The sequence below is a fragment of the Polystyrenella longa genome (assembly GCF_007750395.1).
Classification (GTDB): domain Bacteria; phylum Planctomycetota; class Planctomycetia; order Planctomycetales; family Planctomycetaceae; genus Polystyrenella; species Polystyrenella longa.
Genome location: NZ_CP036281.1, coordinates 4,938,747 through 4,961,926, shown reverse-complemented (window position 1 = coordinate 4,961,926; position 23,180 = coordinate 4,938,747). Strand labels below are relative to the sequence as shown.

Here is a 23,180-nt window from a genome sequence, read left to right as displayed (position 1 = left end):
TATTATTGCAGAATCGGCAACATGCCTTCGGTTCCGTGCTGATAGGACCGGGTGACGATCGAACCGAGTAAGGTCGTCGGAGTGCAATCGAAGATGGAAATGTTCGTCAGCGTTCCCTTTAAGCGAGGGTTGCCATCGAAGGCGACGATCCGATCGCACCGAGTTCGTCCCATCAACTGAATCGTCCCGTCGGTCTCTTCCGAATTAGACCCTGATTTTTTTACTTCCGTTTTACTGGCACCTTCCACGAGTACTTCGACTTCTTTTCCAATGAAGCCAGCGTTGTCTTCCTCACTAATCTGGTTCTGCAGTGCCAGCATTTCATTGTTACGGCGTTTTTTGACTTTGTCTGGAATTTCGTCTTCGTAAAGCTCGAATGCTTTGGTCCCGGGTCGTGGACTGTATTTGAAGATAAAGCTATTTTTGAATCGACATTCGCGGATGATGTCCATGCTTTTCTCGAAGGACTCTTCCGTTTCGCCCGGGTGACCAACAATGAAGTCGCTGGAGACGGCACAGTCCGGGAGAATTTCGCGGATGCGACCCATCATCTCCATGTATTGTTCGACTGTGTAACCTCGTTTCATCATTTTGAGAACGTCGTTACAACCTGATTGAATGGGAACATGGAGGTAGTGAGCCGCTTTAGGAAGGTCCCGTATCGTTTCGAGTAAGTCGTTCCCCATGTCTTTGGGATAACTGGTGATGAACTTGATGCGATCGATTCCGTCGACGTCATGAAGTTGATGCAGCAGGTCCGACAGACGATGTAATCGACCGTCTTCCGTATGTTTGTAACTGTTGACTGTCTGTCCGAGCAGGATGATTTCTTTTACTCCCTGGCCGGCAAGCACGCGAGTTTCGCTGAGAATGTCTTTGGGGGCACGGCTCTGCTCGGGTCCACGTGTGGAGGGGACGACGCAGTAAGTACAGAACTTATCGCAACCAATCATGATGCGGACATACGCCTGGTAAGGCGATGGACGCATTTCAGGTTCGCGAAGTGGGTCGTAGCTTTCAAAACTGGCACTGACCGAATCGCGGGAGCCTGCTTTGCGTCCCAGGCTGAGAGCCATTGATTTTTCACGATTACTCCGGGCTTCGCGAACCATCCTGGGAATTTCACCCAATTGGCCGGTGCCGACAATGATATCGACATGGGGAGCGCGACGGAAAATCAGGTCTTGATCTTTCTGGGCCATGCAACCGATCACGCCGATGACCTGGTCGGGCCGTTCCCGTTTGCTGAACTTCATACGGCCGAGCTGGCTGTAGATTTTGTGTTCAGCATGTTCTCGAACACTGCAAGTATTGAACAGGACGGTGTCTGCCTGAAGCATGTCGCTGGTCAGCTCATAACCTTCCTGGCGTAATGCTCCGACCACCAGTTCGCTGTCAAGAACATTCATCTGACAGCCAACTGTCTCGATGTACAGTTTCTGGTTATGTTCGACGGGAGTGATTTTGGACTCGGTGGTCATAGCAGCAATTACCAGAAAAAAGGTCTCTTGAGCAGCCAATGTCAGTACGCGACGCAGCCACGGTCAGGCAAGCTGACGAATTGGATTATCATATCAGGAGCATCAAGCCAGCTGGCGGGTTCAGGCTGCTGAGCCCGCTTTTTTCTCATTTTTTTTCTGCTGTTGTTGCTCAAGCTGTAAGGCACGTGCCTCGTGTAACTCGCGGGCATGCTCTTCCAGCTGCATTGTCCGTGTCTGCCGTGCGTCTTCGTCAATCTCGGCTTTGATATCTCGTACCCGCTCCAGCAGGTAATGCTGACGATGGTGAGTCATCAGAGAAGAGAGGGATCGGATCGCCAGGAAAGTCGCAATCAGATAGACGCCTAGTTGGATGGAACTCATTCGCTATATCCCTTCGCGTTTGAAGTTTCAGGCCATTCAGGTTTGCGAACCAGATGACTGGTCATTCCGGCCAAATCGAGTCGGACCGTTCGTTGACCAGACTAAACCAATTGGTCTAGGTACGGACGCGTTCGACGTATTCTCCAGTAGAGGCGTCGAGTTTAACACGATCCCCCTGCTCGATGAATGCGGGAACCTGAATTTCAGCACCCGTTTCCACGGTGGCTGGTTTAGTAACGTTGGTCGCGGTATTCCCTTTCGCGGCCGGTTCAGTGTAGGTGATTTCAAGCGTGACGTGCTGCGGAGGTGTCATGTCGATCAGTTGATCGTTCCAGTACAGCATCTGGAGGGTGGCGCCTTCCAGAAGGTATTTTACCTTATCAGCCGCAACCGCTTCATTCATCGTGTATTGTTCGTAAGTTTCATTATCCATGAACACGAACCCGTTCGCATCGCGATACAAGTACTGTCCATCCGACTTTCGGATATCAGCCCCTTCGAGGCTGTCGCCACTTTTGTAAGTGCGGTCGAGCATCGTTCCTTTGAGGAGATTTCTCAGACGAGTTTTGTAGAGCGCTTGCCCTTTACCCGGTTTCACAAAGTTGCATTCGAGCATGTCGTAAGGTTCGCCATCCAGGATGACTTTGGTTCCCTTACGAAAATCGCCGGTGTTAATTTGAGGCATGACTGGTTCTCTTCAAGGTTCTGCTGTCTGAGTTGAGGTCAGACGGGGACAATTCGTTCACTGAATGTTGGTTTTCACCGCTTCCAGAGGCAGACCGGGGAGCAGGCTCTGGAGAGACTGGCGGCAAAAGAATATCATATGCCGACCGGGAGAGGAACATCGACATAAACGTGTTTTGCCCGGTTTTCATCATAAACAGGCTGTTTTTTGCCTGAACCCTCCCGGAAATGCTCGTCGGATGCCATCAGAATCGACCTCACACTCTCGCTCGGGCTCCCGTCACTGGGGGGAGCAACTTGCTTCAGCCGTTCGGACGCTGGACGATCTCCTGGCCCGGTTGGGGCTGGATACCACCGATTTCGGGGCGAATGGGGCTAATTTACTGCCTGATCCTGAGTTCCCGTTATTTGTGCCTGAATCCTTTCTGGAACGGATGGAGCCCCAGAATCCGGAGGACCCCCTGCTCCGGCAGGTATTACCCTTCCAGAAAGAGAAGGATCAGGCCCCCGGCTTCGTTATTGACCCTCTGGGAGAGAATGCAGCCCGGACTGTCCCCGGTTTGCTCCACAAATACGCTGGCAGGGTATTGATGATTGCCGCCCGAAGTTGTGCCATCAATTGCCGCTACTGTTTTCGACGTAATTACCCCTACCAGCAAGAACCCAGCCGACTTGCCGATTGGGAACCGGCTCTTGACTACATTCGTGGCGATGAATCGATACAGGAAGTGATCCTCAGCGGAGGCGATCCGTTGATGCTGACGGATCGGCGATTAAGAGAACTCCACGACTTGCTGAGCGATATTCCGCATCTTCAGCGTCTACGAATTCACAGCCGGATGCCGATCGTTCTGCCAGCCCGAGTGAACGATGAATTGTTGGAACTATTAACCGGCTCGCGGTTTTCCGTCGTTGTTGTGGTTCATGCCAATCATCCCCATGAAATCGAAAGGGATTGTTCCAAGGCACTGCAAAAGTTGAAGCAGGCAGGAATGATTGTTTTAAATCAGGCAGTGCTTCTCCGGGACATCAATGACTCGGCCGACGTGCTGGCTGAATTATGCGAGCGGCTAATCCAGCTGGGAGTTCTTCCCTATTATCTGCATCAGCTTGACCGTGTGACGGGTGTGGCTCATTTTGAAGTCTCTGTCGACAAAGGACGTGCCTTGATAGAAGAATTGAGGCGGCGACTTCCAGGGTACGCCGTGCCTCGCTACGTCCAGGAACAGGCGGGGGAACCGAACAAGACGATCATCGAGTTCATCAACGATACGGACTAAAGAAGTCAGCTTACCAGGTCTGTAGCGGCAGGATATACCAGAGAAGCAATGCGACCGGGCCGGCATAGATCACGGAGTCGATCAGGTCCAGCAATCCTCCAAAAGCTGGCATCAAAGCGGCGGAGTCTTTTTGTTCGCAATCCCGTTTAATGAGTGATTCCGCCAGGTCACCTACTAGTCCAACGATGGCGATGATCACGCCATAAAGTAAAGTGGCCCAGAGTGCGGGTGGATCCTGTCCCGGCATGAATTGCCCTGTGGCGAAGTGAAACCATAGGACGGAGGCTAGCCCGCCACCGAGCAATGCGCCGTAGCCACCGACGCGAGTTTTCCCCGGACTCAGCCGAGGAATCAGTTTGGCTTTACCAAAATAGCGACCGAGGAAATAAGCGCCAATATCCCCTCCTTTCGCGGCGAAAATGAGCGATCCTATCGCCAGGTATCCCATCGAAGCCCCCGCCACCCATCGCAACTGAGTCGTCACGGCGATCAGCACACCCAGGTAGGTGAACATCAGGAGTTCGGCCCCCAGGGTCTCCATTTGTTGTCCCGGTTCCCGAAACAGAATCGCCCGGTTCAGGAAGAAAAGCAGGATCGACAGACTCGACGCCATCGAGATCCAGACGAGGCTTTCATTCCACGGAGCGGCAAAGTTGAACCAGTGTGGCATCCAGCCAGACGTAACTGTTAACCCTGCCAGCAAGGTCGGAACAAGCCAGGTCGGTTGCATGTTGCGTCGGGTCAGTAATGTCTTCAATTCAAACGTGGAGCGAATCAGCACGAGTAAACAGAAGGCCCATAGAATGAGGGCCTCTTCTCCAGCTCGCAGGTCGACGCGAAAGAGGAGAAAAAGGAGCGGAATCAGAATCGCAGAAATGCCAAGACGCCAGGCAAGCATAGATGATTATCCCTTTAATCCACCAAAACGACGGTCACGGCTGGCGTAATCGCGCAGCGCCTGATGCAGTTCTTCCTGCCGGAATTCCGGCCAATGTTTATCGGTCACCCACAGTTCAGCGTAACTTAGCTGCCACAGCAGGAAGTTGCTGACGCGCATTTCACCCGATGTACGAACAATCAAGTCCGGGTCGGGCATCCCTCGCGTATAGAGGTGATCGGCGATGGTGGCTTCATCAATTTCGTTCGGATTGAGTGTACCTTCTTGAACTTTTTGAGCGATCGTTTGAACCGCGTCGACGAGTTCTCCCCGGCTCCCGTAATTCAGAGCGAGGCAGAGGCACATACCGGTATTATCGCGGCTGTAATCGATTGTCTTCTGAACTTCAGCCAGAACTTCTTCACCCAGTCCCTCTTTTCGACCGATGGTGCGAAAGCTTAAGTTCTGCCGCATGATCTCGGATCGTTCTTCGATGACGTACTGTTTGAGTAGCGACATGAGCAGGTTGAGTTCATGTTGTGGACGTTTCCAGTTTTCACTGCTGAAGCAATACAGCGTCAGGTAACCGACTCCCAGCCGGGCGCACTCTTCGACGATTTTTCGAACACTTTTAACGCCCCGGCGATGTCCTTCGATGCGTGGCAAACCACGCGAACGAGCCCAGCGGCCATTCCCATCCATAATCACCGCGATGTGTTGCGGCAATTTGGCTGGATCGAGTCCGAGTTCCTGAAGTTGTGCGTCTGAATATCCCGCGACGGTCGTCAAGGTAGTCTTCTTTCCGGGAGCGACATGGATTGGGCGGTGGCGAATGGTGGAAAAATCGACTTGAGCAGCATTTCCACTCGATTGATTTACGAAACGAACCGTATCTTACGAAAAACGACTCAAATTTGAAATAACCGGGACCGTCCCCGCTTGGAGCTGGTTAAACTGGCTGCGTGTACATTTGAAGTTACCATTCCTAAACAACCCCGTTTATGCTCTTGGCCACCGTGAACGATCAATTACGCACTCCCCGCGATCCTGATTCGCCAGCAATAGAATCCCCTGAGGAATCAACGATTTCTCCGGCCTCCGCTCTGCCCCGTTTGGAAGCCGCTGAGGAGGAAAAAAACGTCCCATTTACCAAAACTCAGCAGTTGCTGGTTATTCTGGTGATGGGTTCACTGGTGCTGATGCTGGGACTGCATTGGGCCCGTTTGCAGGGGTGGGGTCTGGAATCGGTGGAGATTGATCGACCGGCGGAGAACCTGTTTGACTATCAGTTGGAAATCAATTCAGCGAGCTGGGTGGAATGGATTCAACTCCCGGGAATTGGCAAACCGACGGCGGAGAAGATCATTGCGGACCGCGAACAGAATGGACCATTTCAATCGGTGGATGATTTGATCCGGGTCAACGGCATTGGTGAAATCAAGTTGGATCAAATTCGCCCATGGCTGCGTATCGAACTCGATTCGGATGGGAAACCGGCTCAGAGCAATAAGCGGATTGAAGCGGCTGCCTCAGAAGATTAAATCGATGATCATCAACGCCAGCATCATCGAACCACAGAGTAGTTTTCCGATCGTTCCCAGAATACGCCCCACCATCGCACCTTTGCTGACGTTATAAGATTCCTGGGCCGTTTTCCCTTTCCAGGTTTCGCCTACCCACGCTCCGGAAAAGGCACCGAGTGCTCCACCGCCTAAGGCACCAATAACGGGGCCAACGATGGGAATAGGGATGCCTGCTCCGGCACCGAGTAAGCTACCGCAAATGGTTCCCACTACAGCGAGAACCATCGCGCGTCGACTGGCTCCCTGCTTGGCCGCTCCTACGGCACCCGCGGCGAATTCGACTAGTTCACCCAGCGATGCCAAAACCAGCATGCCCCCGATCAACCACCAGTGCAGGCCCCCGGTTTCCTGAGGGTAGGGATACAACCAGACGAATATGGCGGTGCTGGCTAGCACCATCCAATTGCCTGGCAAGGTAAGCATGTTCAGCAGCCAGAAACCAACATTCAGTACCAGCAGGAAAACCGCCACAATGTAGTAAGTGACTTCGGGCGAGTACCATTCGAACATGGGGAGAACGCTTTGGCTGAATAAATTGGGTGGATGGAAAGACCGCCTGCATTCTTTACCCGGCCAACTGATGCGTCAAGTTGTTCAGGAGATCCATTCCGGAATAATTTTGCCACCGACATCGGTCAGGCGGAAATCTCGTCCCTGAAAACGGTAGGTGAGCTTGAGGTGATCCATACCAAACTGATGCAACATCGTGGCGTGCAGGTCGTTGACGTGGACCGGGTTTTCGGCGATGCCCCAGCCAATTTCATCGGAGGCACCGTAAACCTGGCCCCCTTTCATGCCGCCACCTGCCATGAACATACTGAAGGCAAACGGATGATGGTCCCGCCCCGTAATCGCCTCGTTCTCATTGCGGTTTTCGCCTAGCGGTGTGCGACCGAATTCAGAACCCCAGACGACCATCGTTTCATCGAGCATGCCGCGTTGTTTGAGATCTTTAATCAACGCTGCAATCGGTTGGTCGACCACGTGCGAGTTGTAGCTCAGCTCTTCGTCGATCCGGCTGTGGTGGTCCCAGGAGGCGTATATGATGTTAATGAACCGGACACCCCTTTCGACCATTCGGCGCGCCAGCAGACAGTTACGGGCAAAGCTCTCATGGGTGTTTCCCATTTTACCACGCTGACCGCCGACGTTTTCAGGTTCTGCTCGGTTCACGCCATACATGTCGAGTGTTTCACGAGTTTCCCCAGTAAGGTCAATCAGTTCCGGTGCGGCCGACTGCATTCGGTAAGCGAGTTCGTAGTTGGCAATTCGAGACGCAATCTCGGGATCGCGGATTTCCTCGTAACGTTGATTGTTCACCTGATTCAGAACATCCAGCCCTTTGCGCTGCAGTTCTTCCGGAATTCCTGTGGGGTTCTTTAAGTTGAGCACCGGTTCGCCCTGATTACGAAACAGCACGCCCGCGTGGGTGGAAGGCAGGAACCCGCTCTGCCAGAGTGTCGCCCCACCGGATGATCCACGACCACTGTTGAGGACGACGTACCCAGGCAAGTTGTTGGATTCACTTCCCAGCCCATAAGTCATCCAGGATCCCATTGTGGGGAGTCCGAATGTTCCCCGGCCACATTGCATCAACAATTGGCCCGGATGGTGATTGAACTGATCGGAATGCATTGAGCGGACGAGGAGCAGGTCGTCGGCGCAGGAACCGATATGGGGCAACCAGTCGGAAAGTTCCATTCCGCATTCGCCATGTCTTTTAAAGGTTCGATTAGAACCGAGCAGCGTGGCGGAATCTTTTTTGATGAATGCAAAACGAACGTTTTTGGTCATTGACTCGGGAAGCTTCTGACCGTTCATTTCATTCAGCTTCGGCTTCGGATCGAACAGGTCGAGCTGCGACGGAGCGCCGGCCATAAAGATGAAAATACAGGCTTTTGCCTTGGGGTCAAAATGCGGATCTTTCGGAGCAAGTGGATTTGCATTGGCCGTGGCGGCATTCGCCGGAGTTAGTAAACCGTCCTCGGTCAGCATGCTGCCCAGGGCCGCCATTCCCAAACCGCTGGCGGTCGTGGTAAGAAAGTCGCGACGGCTGTTCATCGCCCGAGCCTGTGGTGTCATCGGATCAAGATTCATGATTTTGGTCCAGTTATCTTTGTATCTCTTCAGAGATGATTTTGTCTGTCTTTTCGATGAATGAAAATCGTCAGATTCGTCCTTAGGGGCGGCTGAAGAAATCATCCAGGTTCAAAGCGATGCGGCAAGTGGCGACCCAGGCGGCCAACTCGGTGGGGCTGGTGTTCGGGAGGGCTCCCATGTCGAAACCTTCCGCGAGTTCGGTCGCTTCTTCGGGATGCGCTTCGTACCAAGCCCGTGATTCCTCCAGAAGTTCCAGGTATGCGTTCTGCTCGAACGAGTCGAGGGGACGAGAACTGGTCAACATCACCATCTGCTCCAGGCGTTCTTCGGAAGATTGGAGGTCTGAAGTCAGTAATCGTTTCGCAAGGTGGATCGCCGATTGGTGGAAGATGTCGTTGTTGAGAGCCTGCAATGCCTGCAGCGGTGTATTCGATGTTCGCCGAATTAGGCAGGTCGTGTTCGAATCGGGGCAGTCAAAGTTGATCAGGTTCGGGTGAGGGGAGGTTCGTTTGAAGAAGGTGTACATCCCTCGGCGATATTGATCCTCTCCGTCACTGGTGTTCCATTTGAAATTGTTTGCATAACTGAGTGCGGCAATTTCTGGAGGCAATGGCGGAAAGACAGAGGGTCCCCCAATCTTCAGTGACAGTAAACCGGACGCCTGAAGGGATAAGTCACGGACGATCTCCGCTTCCACGCGCAACCGGTTTTGCCGATGCAGTAGTTTATTAAGTGGATCGATTTCTGCGAACTCGGGACGATGCACTGTTGACTGGCGGTATGTGGATGACATGACAATCGTTTTAATAAACGCCTTGCGGCTCCAACCAAGTCGGCGATATTCCGTGGCTAACCAGTCAAACAACTCAGGGTGAGTCGGTTTGTCACCACGGACACCGAAGTCGTTGATCGTCGCGACAATTCCTTCTCCGAACAGCTTCGCCCAGATTTGATTTACGGAAACTCGCGCCGTTAACGGGTTTCCCTCGGCAAACAGCCAGTCGACGAGATCAATCCGGGTCGCGGAGGCGGGGTCGTGATCGAGAGGATTCAGGACTTGCAACGTGCCCGGAAGAACTTCGTCCATTGGCTGCAAGAAGTCGCCACGTCGCATGATGTGCGTCGTGCGGGGTTCTTCGTTACGTTGAGAAATGACACGAACGGTCATGTTCGGCGCGGGAGGTGGGTTTTTCTTTAGCTTGTTTAGACTTGCGATTAACCCTTTAGTGGGCTGGCTATGTTGGTAAAAAACATTGCGGAGTTGTTGGGTCTCATCTTCCGTACGTTCGCTGACCTGTTTAGCAAGGATCGCCCGGTCTTCTGTACTGAGAGAAGAGTCTGGAACAGTACCAGTTGCCAGCGTCAGCTTGAAGCGGCCCAGATTATGATTCGTGCCATATTCCTGGTCGATCTCGATAGTCAGTGGTTCGTCAGCAGTCAGTGTAATGGGTTCGGCCAGGACGAATGTTGCCTCATGATGTTCGCTGTATTGAGGTTTGATCGCCCAGCCAGTGTCGAGTTTCCCATCAATTGCTTTCTGGATGGAGAACCCGTCCTGTGAGAAATCGGCTGTAACCGATTTGATTTTCAGCGGCGATGGTTGTCCCTCTTTCTGCTGGTATATGCGGAATTCAGAAAGCACGAAGTTTCCATACCCCGCCTGCCCCGAGCCATTGTTGGGGAGAGATTCATCAGGAATCGCCTCTAATCGAAGGGCGACGATTGACTGGTCTGTCACGGTTGATTGGCCGGTGACTTTATACTGACCTTTATCAGCCCGACGGCTTTTCGCCAGCCAACTACCATCTTCCAATTTCTCGAAAGTGTCTTCTTGGGGGGCCGTTACAGAATCATTTGTCATTGCGTGATACTGCAGAGGATCCCCCATTTCACGGGCGATTTTTTCCTGAGTCCTTGTTTCCCATGCCGCAAACTGATCGGCGGTCTCGGCCTTCGCCTTTATCAATTGTGTTTTCAGATCGGAGATTTTGTGATCGTAGTTTGCCTTCGTAGTTTCGTATTCTTTTTCGGCAGCAACCGATTTCGGCACAGCGGTGGTGGTTTCGTCCCCATTATTGAAGAATGAGAACATTTGATAATATTCACGCTGTGAGATGGCATCGTATTTGTGAGTGTGGCAGCGAGCACATCCGACGGTCAGGCCGAGCCAGATCGCTCCGGTCGTTTCGACCCGGTCAAAAACAGCTTCGACCCTCCATTGTTCCTGGTCGGTTCCTCCTTCTGTGTTCGTCAATGTCTGCCGATGAAAGGCGGTTGCCAATTGTTGCATTTTGGTCGGATGGTCCAATAAATCGCCCGCCAGTTGCTCACGAGTGAACTGGTCATACGGCATATCGTCATTAATCGCGTTGATCACCCAGTCGCGGTAGCGCCACGCATTGGGACGGGGATTGTCTTTTTCATATCCATCGGAATCAGCATAGCGCGCCATGTCGAGCCAGTGTCTGCCCCAGCGTTCTCCGAAGTGAGGCGATGCAAGCAATCGGTCTACAATGGTTTCGTAGGCTTCGGGAGAGTCGTCGTTAACGAAGGCGTTTACTTCTTCTGGTGTGGGAGCGATACCGATCAGATCGAGATACAACCGACGGATGAGCGTGTAACGATCCGCCTCTTCAGAAGGTGTTAACTCCTTCTGTTCCAGTTTGGCAAGCACGAACTGGTCGATTTCGTTCTGGACCCATTCCTGATGGGAGACTTCCGGCACCTCGGGGCGCGTGACAGGTTTAAAGGCCCAATGATCGACTTTGATTTCCGCCGACTCCGACTTGGGCCAGTTCGCTCCCTGATCAATCCAGGCGCGAAGCAAGCTCACTTGTTCTTCGGATAACGGATCGAGACCGTCCGGAGGCATCATCGTTTCGGGGTCATGCCGGGCGACGCGATTCAGCAGAGGGCTGTCGACACTTTTCTGGGGCAGGATCGATTTTCCTCCGTCACCCCCATCGAGTGCCGCTTCTCGATTATCGAGGCGAAATCCGGCTTCCTGCGTATCAGGGCCGTGACAATCCATGCAATGGTTCGCAAAGATCGGTTTGATATCCCGCGCGAAATCGATTTCCTGTTCCGCTGCAGGAGGAAGTTCGGCAGCGGATATCGAGGAAGCGAAAGGCAGAACAATGATGCTGGCAGAGAGCAGGAGGGCAGAAAGAGTACGAGACATGGTCTTTCGAATGACCTCAGTGGGGGTGAGAGAATAGATAGACCCGGTAATCTCTCGATAGACAAGCAGGCTGAGCTGTCGGTCCGGGTATGCAGTACAGATCAGACCCGGGATTGGGCCTGACGCATGACATATAAGCCTATATGGATATTTTCAGGCATTCTGGGCGGACTGTCAAGTTGTAGCCCGAATTCCCCACCATTCCAGACAATTTGAGGTCGTGGACGCTCGGTTTTGTCAGTCTATGCGACCTTCACCGGGTTCCAGTCACAGCGATTGCAGCCATTACGCGGGCATCGGGGCATCGGCGACGGCAAACTCCAACCGAACCGCGACCTGGCCTTCGACCGAGACTTTCCCAGTGAAAAAGTAGGCATTCGCCAGTTGCTCAGTCAGTTTAACTTCGACGGTGATCGTCTCGCCCGGTCGCACGATCCGTCGGAATCGCGTCTCCGTCTGTCGTGTGACGACGGGCACTCTGCCCTCATCCGGAGGATGCTGTTGGGACATGAAGACGGCCGCCGCCTGAAAACAGGCCTCGCACTGAATCACTCCGGGTAGAATGGGCGTCCCCGGGTAATGTCCCTTAAAGAGCTCAAGATCCGGATCAATAAATTTGGTCGCAACGAGTCCATCGTCGTTTTGAAGAATGATTTCATCGAGCCAGAGAAAGGGTTCGCGGTGGGGAATACAGGATTTAATGTCGTCAAGATTCACGGAGAGGCCTTCGGGGTGGGTCGAGTGGGAACCACGAATGGTCACGAAAAACACGAAAGGGACAAGCGTCTAACAGGTCGGTGAAACCGCCCCGGCGATTGTAGCGAATCGAGTTATCGCTTTGAACGTCGCATCACCAGAAAGAAGATCGCGGCAACAAGTACGAAGGGAAGCAGCCAGACGCAGAGCAAGATGAGACTCAGGTTTGATGATATTGCGGGGTCTTCTTCGTCTGCGTCACGATCCGAGGCGGGTACTCCATCTGGTCGGCTTTCCGTATTGCGAATGGGGAAATCTCCGATGACTTTAAAACTACCATCTTCCTGGACCTCGGCGGTTTCATATTCCATGGCACCTTTAGCAATGACGATCTGGTCACCTGGGTTGACTTCAATTTGAAAATCAGGTGGTTCGTAATCCTGGTTGACTTTGTACTCTTTGGCAACGGTCGTGATCGAGTCCATTATACTCCCTTCAGTTGTATACATCGTCGCCTTCCATTGCTTAGGGAGCGTGTCGTTCCCGAAGGTGCCGTATTGGATTTCCCATTCAGCCATCACGGAGTGGCTATAAGCCGACAATAAAAGATACGGCATTATCGCGTAGAATGCGTAACGCATGGAGATGGGCCTCTGCGACAGACATAGGGCACATCCTGCGCAAACACAGGCTTCAGCCTGGCGCGGACGGATAGCGAAATGTTAGCATACAGTCTGGCGAAAAGAGTTTAGCACCGCAAGTCGATTAACTGGAATGCATTCCAGATGTCCGTGGCGGGAACTAGCGGCGCAACCTCCTGCATTGAAGGACTTTTCGGGGCCGGGAGCCGCCACACTTACCCTGGACAGGATCTACGCATTCACCGGGGACGGCGTCAGGTATTTATCGACTTCGTTGGACACAATTACGCCGTAGTTTACAGCGCCGAGCCAGCCGGACATGATGATGCCGACGGAACCAGCGTGGTAGAGACCGCCGATTTGTTCGGGAAGTTTCTTGCTCACTTCCAGGCCTTCGAACTTGGTGCCAAACGAGGCTCCGTTCAGGTGGCGGGTGTAGAACTCGAACGTGCGTGGTGTCGAAGCTTCGACATGATCGAGTTGTTCACGGACGCCCGGGACATATTTTTCCAGACAGTCGATTGTGCTTTCGATCATCTCCTCTTTCGCCGCTTTGTATTCTTCCTCCGACAAGTTCTTCCAGTCTTCGTAGTTCGCGTTGGTGGAAGAGACCACCACGTAACGATCGTGACCGGGCCTTGTCTTGGGATAGTAGAAAGAGAAAGTGCGGCTGCTGATATTGCGGCTCAGCATCGCGTCGATATCGAAACCGGTATGTTCCGAGTGAAACAGCAGGTCACCCTGGTCCGGGAAGGATTCGCCCGGCTTGAGAGCGAGATAGACTTGGCAGCTACTGTTGTTGAGACGAACTGCTTTGGCTTCTTCCACAAATTCTTTTTCGAATTTATCTTCGCCGACCAGATTCAGAACAGTCGATTTAACGTTGGCGTTGGAAATCAGAGCACCGCAACCGATGCGGCGACCGTTGACGACGACGCCAGTGACTTTCCCGTCCGTGATTTCGATTTTTTCGACGAGGGTACGAATACGCAGATCGACGCCATTCTTCTCCAGTTCGTCCTTCATCTTGGAGACGAGCACGTCAGTTCCCCCTTCAAAGGTGAAGACCCCCTTGTGCATGAAATTGGAGAAGACGATACCGTAGGTGATCGCGGGATCTTCGAGAGTGGATCCGTTTGCGTAGGTGATCGGTTCCATCAGGAAGCGGATGATGTCATCGCGACCGGGGAAGAATTCTTCGAAGAGTTCGCCCGTCGTTTTGGCCTGGTCGTCGAAGAAGTTCATGCTGCGGGCTGTGTCGAAGAACCGTTGAATCGTTTCTTTCGAAACACCGAATCGCTCTTCCAGAATCTGGGAGAAGTTTTCGCGGTCGAATGTGGTGCGGACGGAGAACTGAGGATTCTCGAACCGAATTCCTTTCAGCTGAATGATGGAATCGGCAATATCCTTGGTCCAGTATTTACGGCAGCTTTTAACCATGCCGTGAGGGAAACCGTGGAGGGAGATGTCGAAGATGTGTTTGTTACGACGTTTGAACCAGGTCGCCATTCCGCCCAGTTGATAATGCTGTTCGAGTAACAGGACGGATCGTCCCTGTCGAGCGAGGACATTAGCCGAGGTCATTCCCGCCAGTCCGCTCCCGATGACAACCACATCGTAGTGGTCTTTCGCACCCTTCAGAAAATCCTTAGCCATTACTGCCCTGCCAGTTACAGAATTTGGTTGTCCGAAATCGAACAACAAAAAATCGAGCCCGGTTCAACTATGCTCGTGTGAATATGGAGAATACGGCAGATTCTAGCCATTCAGTGGTCGATTTTCGAGCGAGTCTTATTTGGGTTTGATATTTTAGATCCGGTTGGGCTGAACCATCAGGGAATTCCCTGACCGAATCTGACGAACTGGACTGACTATTTATGATCTCAGGCGATCATTAGGCCATATCTGGAGAGTTTCAACGAAATACCGGAATCAGGCTTGATTTCTCCGCTTTTTCAATACGATCTATTCTCTGTAGCAGAACAGCAAATCCCTCTATTTGGGATGTTTAACTCCATATCAACCATCTCAAATGTGAAGGCGACTGTGCCCAAATTTATCTGAATTTAATGAGTTCAAGTTGACCAACCATGGGTAGGTCTCTAGGATATTTTTAAGGTATGACAACGCCTGCGGGCGTTTCAAGTTTCCATTTTTTCGACTCAGGACATAGCGTATGTACGACTCACTGCAGTTTGTTACACAGCGATTGTTCTTCATTATTCTGGCGATATCTTTCCCATTTTCGGGACAGTTGTCGGTTCAGTTTACGCTGTACGAACTTGCAGAAGTCGAAACTCTTCAGGAACGAGGCGAGATCCGTCGTACGGAGAACGGAACTGATCGTAATCGCCGTAGTCTGCCTCCGAGAGTCGCTCGCGGTACGAGTGATGGTTTTCGTCCCGACTCTCTAACGAATAAGCGTCAACATCCCAATCGGATTTACGATGGGCACCGCCTGTTTACAGGTGACGTAGCCCCCCTACGCTGCTAAATAGCTCGCGCTGCGCGCCGGATTTTGAGTCCATCCCAGTTCTCTAACTAGTGGATGCCTCTCCACTGTGTTCTTAATGCGGTTATCGATCCGTATACGCCTGCCCTGGGGGTCGGATCCACGCGCATTTCAAATTTTGTGTCAGATGGCAACTCCTTATAGAGCCGTCGTTTGCGCGAAAGATACGCGGAGAATTCTCTGGCACGGATTCTGGCCGGTCTGCATATCCGAACTTCATTCTCTCCTGTTGCTTATAGCGCTTCTATGGGCCAGGGATCCCGGCAGAAAAGTAGGTCGGGTGGAAAAATATCAACCGATATCTTGTTTCTCTGGTCCAGTAAATCTGGTCATTCAGTAATGAATAAGAGGCACGGGATCGGGGTCATCCTAAAAAACTCTTCATAATAATAAAGTGAGCCTGTTTCATGTCGACACCTCGTCTGGCGAAGTATCCACTAGCTAATTTACCTAAAGACCTGTCCGCCGGTGTTGTTGTATTCCTGGTGGCGTTGCCACTTTGTCTCGGAATTGCGGTTGCCTCGGGCGTCGATCCATTTGCCGGTATTCTCTCGGGCATTATTGGCGGTCTGGTCGTTGGTGCGATCAGTGGATCGCACACCAGTGTCAGCGGCCCCGCCGCTGGTTTGACGGCCATTGTGTTGGCCCAGTTGGCGATCCTGGGATCGTTCGAAGCGTTTCTGCTGGCGGTAGTGCTGGCGGGGGTGCTGCAAATCGCCATGGGTGTCTTTCGCGCCGGGGCGCTTTCTTCCTTCTTCCCCACGAGCGTGATTAAGGGGTTACTAGCAGCAATCGGCGTGATCCTGATTCTCAAACAGATTCCCCACTTGTTCGGTCACGATGCCGACCCAGAAGGGGATATGGCGTTCAGCCAACCAGATAAGGAAAATACGTTCAGTGAAATCGGTGCGGTCATCTCCTCGCTGATCGAAGGAAATATTACCCTCGGAGCGACCGTTATCGGTCTTTCCGCAGTCGCAATACTACTGCTTTGGGATCGAGTGTCGTTTCTCAAAAAGCTCCCGATTCCTGCTCCACTTCTGATCGTCGTCATGGGTGTGGGTTTGCAATTCTTCTTTCAGCGGCTGGGTTCCAACTGGGTTATCGAAAAGGCTCATCTGGTTGCTGTTCCGGTTGCGGACTCTCCAGGTCAATTCTTCTCTTTTCTGACGATGCCTGATTTCAGTCAGTTTACGAACGGGGACATCTATGTCGCCGCATTCACGATCGCGATCGTTGCTTCGCTGGAGACCTTACTCAACCTGGAAGCTGTCGACAAACTGGATAAAGAAAAACGCTCGTCACCTCCCAACCGGGAACTGATTGCCCAAGGAGTGGGGAATATTACCGCAGGGCTCATCGGTGGTTTGCCGGTGACTTCAGTAATCGTGCGTGGTTCTGTCAACGTTAACATGGGAGCGAAAACGAAACTCTCGGCCATCTTCCATGCGGTGATTCTGCTGGTCTTTGTGATGTTCTTTGCAAGCTACCTGAACATGATTCCGCTGGCTTCGCTGGCGGCGATTCTGCTTGTAACAGGCTTGAAACTTGCCAGTCCCAAACTGATGAAGCAAATGTGGGACGAAGGTCGATATCAGTTCATTCCCTTTATCGTCACGCTCGTTTCGATTGTCTTTACAGACTTGTTAATTGGTATTCTGATTGGTCTGGCAACCAGCCTCGTCTTTATTCTGGCGTCCAACGTTCGCCGTCCGATTCGGCAGATTGTCGAGACACACCTTGACGGAGATATCATTCACATTGAACTCGCCAATCAGGTCAGCTTCCTCAATAAAGCGGCTCTGGACAGACTTTTCAATAATCTGAAACCGGGCCAAAAACTACTGATCGATGCCTCAGGGACGGATTACATTGATCCTGATATTCTCGGTTTGATTCGAGATTTCAAAGAACACATTGCTCCTAATCGAGACGTGCTGGTCAATCTGAGGGGCTTCCGTAAGAGGTATCAGCTGCAAGATGACATCCAATTCGCTGACTTTACCTCCCGGGAACTTCAAGGACGGATCAGCCCCGAGCAGGTTCTGGAGATCCTTGTCGAGGGGAATCAGCGTTTTCAATCAGGACGTCGTTTAACCCGGGACTTAGCTCGACAAGTGAACGCTACAGCCGCTGGGCAAAACCCATTGGCAGTTGTCCTGAGTTGCATTGACTCCCGAGTTCCCGCCGAATTGGTTTTCGATTTGGGGATTGGCGACATCTTCAGTGTTCGTGTGGCAGGTAATATTGTCGGGACTAAGACACTCGGCAGTATGGAATACGCCGTCAAAGTTGCCGGTGTGAAGTTGGTTATGGTCCTGGGGCATTCCCGCTGCGGAGCAGTCACCTCTTCCGTCAAACTGCTGCATGGGGGACAGGATGTCGAAACGGCCACGGGTTGCCAGCATCTGCAACAGATCGTAGACGAGATCGAACCTTCTCTCGAACCTTCCGACCTGACGAAATTCGGAAATCTGAATGAATTGGAACAGGAAGAATTCGTCGATGAAATCGCGCGGGCGAATGTTGTTCATACTGTTCACGAAGTGATCAAACGCAGCCGAGTTATCCATGACGCTCTGGAAGCAGGTCAGGTGATGGTTGTTGGTGGATTGTACGACGTGAAAAGTGGTGCGATTGAAATCTTAATGACGGAATCGAACCCCTCGGCCATCGGATCGATGGCAGTAGAACGATAAACCGGAAGGGCACTCCGGTCAGATCTCCCCAAGGACAAAAACCAGCCACCCGGTTTTGTTCTCTGGGGAGATCGTTTTTTATAGCTGGTAATAAACACCCGGTACACTTATGTATTAAAAGTTGCTTCCATATAGGGCAACTGGTTCTGGATTGCTCGGGAGAATGGGAATCCTGCCAGAGGTCTCTGGAATAATCGCTGCCTTGAAATGAGGTTGAAGCACCCCTTGGAAACATTTGTTTATCTTGTCTAGTAAGAGTTTGCTCCAACAATATCCTGTATGCAGTCATTTACCTGATAGTTCTGGTAGATGGGAACTTGTCGAAGACGGGATATTAGTCGATAACGCAACTCAATTAGTGCAGAGAACAACATGGAATCGAATCGCCGCAACTTTCTACAGACAATGGCTGCCGCAGGAACTGTCGCGCTGGCTGGTCGTTCTTTATTTGCCGCACCTGGAATTGGTTCCGTCTTACCGATAGAGGGAAATCAAACAGGCGAGCCACTGCCGAAAAATAAGAATCATCTGGAAGGTCATTATCGACCCGAAACGCGATTTGGCCTAGGGGGAGTTGCGGTAGGGAATGCATTCGCTCCAACATCGGACGAGGACGCCCTCGCAGCGATGCAAAACGCCTGGGACTCCGGCACTCGCTATTTCGATACGTCTCCCTGGTATGGACTGGGGCTGAGCGAACGTCGCTTTGGCTGGTTCCTGCATAATCAGAAACCAACCGATTACGTACTCTCCACAAAAGTCGGACGCTTGCTGAAAGCAGCCGAGGCTCCCCCGGCCGATCTTCTCTGGAAAAATCCATCTTCATTTGACTATGAGTATGATTACTCGGCGGAAGGAACTCGTCGCTCTATTGAAGACAGTTTACAACGAATGGGAGTCTCCGAGATCGACATCGTTTTCATTCATGACCTCTCTCCCGATAACCCGGACATGAAAGAGAATTGGACAGAGTACTTCGAAGTTGCCAGAAAAGGAGCGATGCCTGAACTCACTCGAATGCGTGAGGAGGGCATTATTAAAGCCTGGGGCTTTGGAGTGAACCGTCCCGCTCCGGCATTGAAGGCAGTTGATGTCGCCGACCCGGATATCTTCCTGCTGGCGACTCAATATTCGTTAATGGAACACGAAGAAGCTCTCAATAAAACATTTCCCGTATTGGCAGATCGTGGCATTTCCGTTGTGATTGGGGCGCCCCTGAATGCAGGGTTCCTGGCCGGTCGAGATCGCTACAACTACAGCAGCAACATCCCGGAGGGGTTCAATGAAAAACGGGAGCGTATGATGAAAATTGCAGGTGATCACGGCGTTGACCTGCGAACGGCGGCCCTGCAATTCTGCGAAGCACCAAAAGTGGTTTCCGCAGTGATTCCCGGTGCCCGCAATGCCGGTCAAGCGAGAGCGAATGCCGAATCCATGACGGTCTCCATACCAGATTCGTTCTGGGAGACTTTGAAAAGCGAAAGGCTAATCGCTCAGAACGCACCCACTCCGACCGCCAAAACTTAACCAGTAAAATGTCAAATCATCCCTTGTGACAAATCAGCTCTTATTCAGTTTTGATCGGCTGATCTGAATTCAGATGTAAACGAAATCCTCTCCTCCCTGTTTCGGAAATCAACCCAATGACCCGCACCTTAAATCGAGAGAACAATGCCCAATACCATCAAGTTGAATCTAAACAGCGCGCGGTGCGAGAGGAAATTTAAATCTCATTTTGATTATAAATTGGCATTCATGCACAGCGTTATCGTGGTGGGTGTGGCCTTAACTGCTCTTAATGGAAGTCCGCTTCAGGCGGAGTCAAACTCTACCCTTCAGCAGGACACCGTAGCGACTTGGCCCTTGTCGGAAGAATTTGTTCCCGTTGATACATCACGGTTTATGTATGATCCCGATCCCGTGCCGTTGGAAAAGGTCCGTGTCTTCCCGAATCTGCAATTCACTCGCCCCATCGAATTGACGTATCCAGATGATGGCACCAACCGCCTTTTTGTTGCTGAGCAACAAGGACAGATTCTTCTGTTCGACAATAAAAATGAGACTGCAGAAACCACTCTGTTCCTGGATATAAAGGACGTTGTTCTTCGTAAAGGAAACGAAGAAGGATTGCTGGGGCTCGCGTTTCATCCCAAATACAAAGAGAACGGACACCTCTTTGTCTATTATTCAACTGCAGGAGAAAAGAAGGATTCACGCAAGTCCGTTATTTCTCGTTTCACCGTATCGGCGGATAATGCAAATAAAGTAAACCGCGATACCGAATTGAAATTGCTCGAGATTGAACAACCTTTCTCTAATCATAATGGTGGCAGTCTTAAGTTCGGTCCCGATGGCTATCTCTACATAGGTCTGGGAGACGGTGGCAAAGCGAACGATCCTTTCGTCAATGCACAAAATCTAGAAACGCTGCTCGGTTCCATTTTGAGAATCGATGTTGATCATCAGGACGAGGGATTGATGTACGCGATTCCCGCAGACAATCCATTTGTGGAGCGTGAGAATGCCCGCGGAGAAATCTGGGCCTATGGTGTTCGCAATATCTGGCGTTTGGCCTTCGACCGGGAGTCGGGGCAATTATATGCCGGTGATGTTGGACAGAATCGATTCGAAGAAGTGGACCTGATCGTAAAAGGGGGTAACTACGGTTGGAATCTCCGTGAAGCCACACACAACTTCGAACCACAATCCCCGGAAACAAAGCGAGATTTAATTGATCCGCTGGCAGAATATTTCCGTGGTGAGGGGCAGTCGGTTACGGGAGGCATCGTTTATCGCGGCAGTCAGTTGAAGGAATTCGAAGGAGCCTATTTCTACGGCGACTACCTCAGCGGCAATGTCTGGATGTTGCGTCATGACGGACAGATCACAACGGAGAATAAGCGTGTTGCTAACACCGGTTTGAGCATCGCCGCATTTGGTGAAGATCAGCAAGGCGAAATGATTCTCTGTACGTTTGAAGGAGAATTGTACCGGCTGAAACAGCGACCGGCAGAGGTGTTTGAGAAAGCGAACAGTTTTCCTCGTTTGCTTTCTGAGGCAGGTTTGTTCGACTCTGTTTCAAAGAACAAGCCTGTGAAGGGTTTGATTCCTTATGAACTCAATATGCCCTTCTGGTCTGATTATGCCGTCAAAGATCGCTATATTGCCTTGCCCGAAGCAGGAAAAGTCGTCTTTCATGAACAGGACAAATGGGAGTTTCCTGTCGGCACACTCTTTGTCAAAACATTCTGGATGCATCAGGACCGTACGACTCTCACGGGGGCAAAGCGACTGGAGACCCGATTGCTCGTTCATTCTCCTTCCGGATGGGCGGGTTACACCTATGTGTATAACGCTGAAGGGACTGATGCCGAACTTCTGGAAGGATCGCGACTACGATCTTTGGAAATAAAAACCGAAGAGGGAATGGTGAATCAGCCGTATTATTTCCCCACGCGAACCGACTGTATGACCTGTCATACGAAACAGGCGGGATTTGTACTCGGTCTGAATACTCGACAAATGAATCACACGCTCGATTATCATGATCAACATGTGAATCAGTTGGATTATCTCAACAAGCTTGGAGTCTTCGAGGAAAAGCTGGCGAAATCATCGGATGCATTGGAAGCGTACCCGGAATGGGGATTCGGAAACTTAGACCGGAGTAAGGACGTTAAGCATGAGGAAAGCCAACTGAAGTTACCGGAAAGCAAAGTTCAGCAATACGCCCGAGGCTGGCTGGACGTTAACTGTGCCATGTGCCATCAACCGGATGGAATAGCCGCCGGTGGCCAGGATCTTCGATTTCATACCGAGTTGAAAAAAATGAACGTTCTGAATCAGGAGCCGCTACATGGTCATCTGACGGTTTTGGGGGGCGCCGTTGTTTTACCCGGGGCTCCTCTGTTGTCTGAACTTTACTCCAGGGCCGGTCATCGTGGTGTTCGCCAAATGCCACCGCTGGCAACCAATATCGTTGATCCCCGCGGTCAGGAGATGCTCTATCGCTGGATAATGGAATTACAGAAAAAACCAGCCCCATCGCAAAAATAGGAGACTATGACAGACTCAACTATTTCTTAACCAGCCAGGGGCGGAACATTTTGGTCAGGAGGGGCATGACGAACCAGGTCAGGGTAATCGTCACTAGAACCGTGGAGATCGCCGTTACGAGCACCGCTGGCAACATGTGCAGCGGCGGGCCCACCAACTGTGACCAGAAGAGAACTGCTGGAAAGACTCCCAACCAGGTGACCAGGGCCATTTTCCAGCGTGGTGGGGCCGATCGTCCTGCCCGGAAGAAAGCTTCCAGCCCGTGCAGCGGACGAATATTGGCTTCTCCTTCGACGAGATGTTTCGTCTCCGCTTTGTAATCGTGGAACATCTCCGATTCATAAAATGCCCGACTATGTTTCTCACTGAGGAAAGATCGCAGAATTCCATATTCGCGGCAGTCCGTCCCCGGAGCGGGCCGGATCAGGTTTACACCTGTCGTGCCCGGAAAGTCGAGCGACTTCTGGATAAACCGAACGAGTGCGGCTTCAAACTCTTCCTCCTGACCGGGGCGTACCTGAAGAGTAACGGCCAAGTGGACTTCCTGTTGTCGGGTAGGGGCAGAAGTGGCCATTGTGTTTCGGGTCCTGGAGAATCAAAGCGTCAAAGTAACTGACGCCGTTGATTTTAGAACTTCGGCCCGATTTGAAAAGGAAGAACTGATCTAAGTGCTGAGAACTTGTTCTGTGCGCAGAAACATGCGCGACTCCTTTTAGGTCAGGATCTACTGGTTTGCCTGTTGTTCAAATTGTCCTCTCTGACTAACATCCCTACACTCCGACTCTATTGACGAAGAAAAGACGAAGAGGATCCGTCTGAAGAGGATTGGATGTACCGACCCGCATCGCGACGAAATAAGAGAAATTCCTATCAGAGACGGGTCAGGGAATAACTTGGGGGAAGCCGAGCAAGACGAGGTTTCAGGCACCACCCTCTGAGCACGTGTTGGAAGCCGAGTGAGTAATTTATTCAGGTACGGTATTCGCAATATTTAGATTTGATAGACAGA

18 protein-coding genes are annotated in these 23,180 nt (G+C 51.7%); 6 read left to right on the top strand and 12 right to left on the bottom strand.

The genetic code is table 11. The features are described from left to right. Window positions 1-2 precede the first annotated feature (2 nt). From miaB to efp, 3 genes are all read right to left on the bottom strand, one after another. Window positions 3-1,481 (bottom strand): tRNA (N6-isopentenyl adenosine(37)-C2)-methylthiotransferase MiaB, encoded by a 1,479-nt coding sequence (miaB, locus tag Pla110_RS18420; RefSeq protein WP_144997924.1) that lies wholly within the window; start codon window positions 1,479-1,481, stop codon window positions 3-5. 120 nt (window positions 1,482-1,601) lie between these two features. Then, window positions 1,602-1,862 carry a hypothetical protein gene (locus tag Pla110_RS18415; RefSeq protein WP_144997922.1) on the bottom strand — a complete coding sequence of 87 codons (261 nt, stop codon included), beginning with the start codon at window positions 1,860-1,862 and terminating at the stop codon, window positions 1,602-1,604. Between the two features lie 115 nt (window positions 1,863-1,977). Next, window positions 1,978-2,547, bottom strand: coding sequence for an elongation factor P (gene efp, locus Pla110_RS18410; RefSeq protein ID WP_144997920.1), 570 nt, complete (start codon window positions 2,545-2,547; stop codon window positions 1,978-1,980). A gap of 238 nt (window positions 2,548-2,785) precedes the next feature. Between efp and epmB the strand changes: the two genes are divergently transcribed. Then, the gene (gene epmB / locus Pla110_RS18405; RefSeq protein WP_144997918.1) at window positions 2,786-3,826 is read left to right on the top strand and encodes an EF-P beta-lysylation protein EpmB; all 1,041 of its coding nucleotides are present in this window, start codon (window positions 2,786-2,788) and stop codon (window positions 3,824-3,826) included. A gap of 10 nt (window positions 3,827-3,836) precedes the next feature. On the opposite strand, the gene Pla110_RS18400 is transcribed toward epmB, so the two are convergent. Continuing rightward, window positions 3,837-4,724: a phosphatidate cytidylyltransferase gene (locus Pla110_RS18400; RefSeq protein WP_144997916.1), complete on the bottom strand. Its 888-nt coding sequence runs from the start codon at window positions 4,722-4,724 to the stop codon at window positions 3,837-3,839. 6 nt (window positions 4,725-4,730) lie between these two features. Further along, window positions 4,731-5,492 (bottom strand): isoprenyl transferase, encoded by a 762-nt coding sequence (locus Pla110_RS18395; protein ID WP_144997914.1) that lies wholly within the window; start codon window positions 5,490-5,492, stop codon window positions 4,731-4,733. A 212-nt stretch (window positions 5,493-5,704) separates the two neighbouring features. Here Pla110_RS18395 and Pla110_RS18390 point away from each other — a divergent pair, with 212 nt between their 5' ends. Further along, a complete protein-coding gene (locus tag Pla110_RS18390) occupies window positions 5,705-6,244 on the top strand; it encodes a ComEA family DNA-binding protein (protein ID WP_144997912.1) in 540 nt (179 codons plus the stop codon). Here the strand turns inward: Pla110_RS18390 and Pla110_RS18385 are convergent. From Pla110_RS18385 to Pla110_RS18360, 6 genes are all read right to left on the bottom strand, one after another. Further along, window positions 6,233-6,796 carry a DUF456 domain-containing protein gene (locus tag Pla110_RS18385; RefSeq protein ID WP_144997910.1) on the bottom strand — a complete coding sequence of 188 codons (564 nt, stop codon included), beginning with the start codon at window positions 6,794-6,796 and terminating at the stop codon, window positions 6,233-6,235. The two genes, Pla110_RS18390 and Pla110_RS18385, sit on opposite strands and share 12 nt — an antisense overlap. 84 nt (window positions 6,797-6,880) lie before the next feature. Then, a complete protein-coding gene (locus tag Pla110_RS18380; protein ID WP_231742571.1) occupies window positions 6,881-8,383 on the bottom strand; it encodes a DUF1501 domain-containing protein in 1,503 nt (500 codons plus the stop codon). 82 nt (window positions 8,384-8,465) lie between these two features. Then, entirely contained in the window at window positions 8,466-11,567 is a 3,102-nt protein-coding gene (locus Pla110_RS18375; protein WP_144997908.1) for a DUF1549 domain-containing protein, read from the bottom strand. Between the two features lie 285 nt (window positions 11,568-11,852). Continuing rightward, the gene (locus Pla110_RS18370) at window positions 11,853-12,284 is read right to left on the bottom strand and encodes a 3-hydroxyacyl-ACP dehydratase FabZ family protein (protein ID WP_144997906.1); all 432 of its coding nucleotides are present in this window, start codon (window positions 12,282-12,284) and stop codon (window positions 11,853-11,855) included. 113 nt (window positions 12,285-12,397) lie between these two features. Continuing rightward, window positions 12,398-12,904, bottom strand: coding sequence for a hypothetical protein (locus tag Pla110_RS18365; protein WP_144997904.1), 507 nt, complete (start codon window positions 12,902-12,904; stop codon window positions 12,398-12,400). 231 nt (window positions 12,905-13,135) lie between these two features. Beyond that, window positions 13,136-14,560: a phytoene desaturase family protein gene (locus Pla110_RS18360; protein ID WP_144997902.1), complete on the bottom strand. Its 1,425-nt coding sequence runs from the start codon at window positions 14,558-14,560 to the stop codon at window positions 13,136-13,138. Between the two features lie 520 nt (window positions 14,561-15,080). On the opposite strand from Pla110_RS18360, the gene Pla110_RS18355 reads away from it, so the two are divergent. The 4 genes from Pla110_RS18355 to Pla110_RS18340 all read left to right on the top strand — a co-directional run bounded on the left by Pla110_RS18355 (window position 15,081) and on the right by Pla110_RS18340 (window position 22,171). After that, window positions 15,081-15,398 carry a hypothetical protein gene (locus Pla110_RS18355; RefSeq protein ID WP_144997900.1) on the top strand — a complete coding sequence of 106 codons (318 nt, stop codon included), beginning with the start codon at window positions 15,081-15,083 and terminating at the stop codon, window positions 15,396-15,398. 425 nt (window positions 15,399-15,823) lie between these two features. Further along, entirely contained in the window at window positions 15,824-18,115 is a 2,292-nt protein-coding gene (locus tag Pla110_RS18350) for a SulP family inorganic anion transporter (RefSeq protein WP_144997898.1), read from the top strand. Window positions 18,116-18,487: 372 nt separating this feature from the next. Next, complete coding sequence (locus Pla110_RS18345; protein ID WP_144997896.1) at window positions 18,488-19,642, top strand: aldo/keto reductase; 1,155 nt, start codon at window positions 18,488-18,490, stop codon at window positions 19,640-19,642. 228 nt (window positions 19,643-19,870) lie between these two features. Continuing rightward, complete coding sequence (locus tag Pla110_RS18340; protein ID WP_197440280.1) at window positions 19,871-22,171, top strand: PQQ-dependent sugar dehydrogenase; 2,301 nt, start codon at window positions 19,871-19,873, stop codon at window positions 22,169-22,171. Between the two features lie 19 nt (window positions 22,172-22,190). Here the strand turns inward: Pla110_RS18340 and Pla110_RS18335 are convergent, their stop codons facing one another. Further along, window positions 22,191-22,745: an antibiotic biosynthesis monooxygenase gene (locus Pla110_RS18335; protein WP_144997892.1), complete on the bottom strand. Its 555-nt coding sequence runs from the start codon at window positions 22,743-22,745 to the stop codon at window positions 22,191-22,193. Between the last annotated feature and the right edge of the window lie 435 nt (window positions 22,746-23,180).